Origin of the sequence: Paenarthrobacter sp. YIM B13468 (assembly GCF_042788025.1) — a bacterium.
Classification (GTDB): domain Bacteria; phylum Actinomycetota; class Actinomycetes; order Actinomycetales; family Micrococcaceae; genus Arthrobacter; species Arthrobacter aromaticivorans.
In genome coordinates this window covers 1-1,277 of sequence record NZ_JBHZPI010000057.1, presented here as the reverse complement: position 1 = coordinate 1,277, position 1,277 = coordinate 1, and the positions used below count along the sequence as shown (strand labels likewise).

The following is a 1,277-nucleotide window of genomic DNA, read 5'->3' as shown; positions in this document are numbered from 1 at the left end:
TCGAGTTCACCATCGAGCAGGTCAACACCATTGACCTGTCCACCAACGCAGGCTGGGACGCGGCGCACAACCTCTCCAGCATCTTCGACCCGGCCAACGCCGAAGCCTCGATCACCGGTGCCGGGTACACCCTGGGTACTGCCCAGGCGAAGACCACTGACGCCGCCGGTACGGCAAGTTTCACTTCCCTGCCCGTGGGCTTGTACCTGGTGACGGAAACGAACTACCCGGCCGGTGTCACGCCCTCGGCCCCGTTCCTGGTCTCGGTGCCGTTGACGGACCCGGATAACAAGGACAACTGGATCTACGACGTCCACGTCTACCCGAAGAACTCCGTTGCGGGTGCTGAAAAGACCGTCACGGACGCCCCGGACGTCAAGCTCGGGGACCAGATCGACTTCACCATCACCGGTGACATCCCCAACGAAACCACCATCGATGGTTACAAGATCGTGGACGTCCTGGACCAGAAACTGACCTACATCGGCGCGTCCGCGACCCTCGTTGACGGCACCCCCCTCACCGAGGGCACGGACTACACCGTGACCTTCGACGCCGCCACCAACACCGTCTCGGTCATCTTCACCGACGCCGGTCTTGCCAAACTGGCAGCACACACCGACACCCGCGTGCAGGTCATCGTGAACACCACGGTCAACACCATCGGTGAAATCGAAAACGAAGCCCTCGTTTACCCGAACGCTGCCAGCTTCACCATCGCACCGGGCCAGCCCGGCGGCCCGATCGTCACACCCCCGGTCGTGACCAAGTGGGGCGAAATGACCCTGCAGAAAGTCAACGAAAACGGTGCAGCCCTGGCCGGTGCCGCGTTCTCCGTCTACACCAACGAAGCCGACGCACAGGCTGGAACGAACCCTGTAGACCTCAACGGCCAGACGGTCTTCACCGTCGCCGCTGACGGCACGCTCACGATCTCGGGACTGCGGTACTCCGACTGGGCCAACGGCGCCGCCGTGGCACCCGGAAGCCCCGACTACCGCACGTACTACCTCGTGGAAACCACCGCCCCGACAGGCTATGAACTGCTCGCCGAGCCGGTGTCCTTCCTGATCAACAGCACCACCACCACGGTCGGAATCGACCTGCAAGTGAAGAACATCCCCTCCAACAGCGGCTTCGAACTGCCCCTGACCGGTGGCGTCGGAACCGGCATCCTCTACGCAGCCGGTGCCCTCCTCGTCGCCGGCGCAGCCCTGATGTTCCTCCGCAACCGCCGCACCACCAACAACTAACACCAACACCAACCAGCACCACCA

At 63.3% G+C, this 1,277-nt stretch carries 1 protein-coding gene; it reads left to right on the top strand.

Annotation, left to right across the window (positions count from 1 at the left end):
* Window positions 1–1,253: SpaH/EbpB family LPXTG-anchored major pilin (locus ACFX4T_RS25585; RefSeq protein ID WP_377655225.1), on the top strand; the 1,253-nt coding region annotated here is incomplete at its 5' end.
* Window positions 1,254–1,277: the final 24 nt, after the last annotated feature.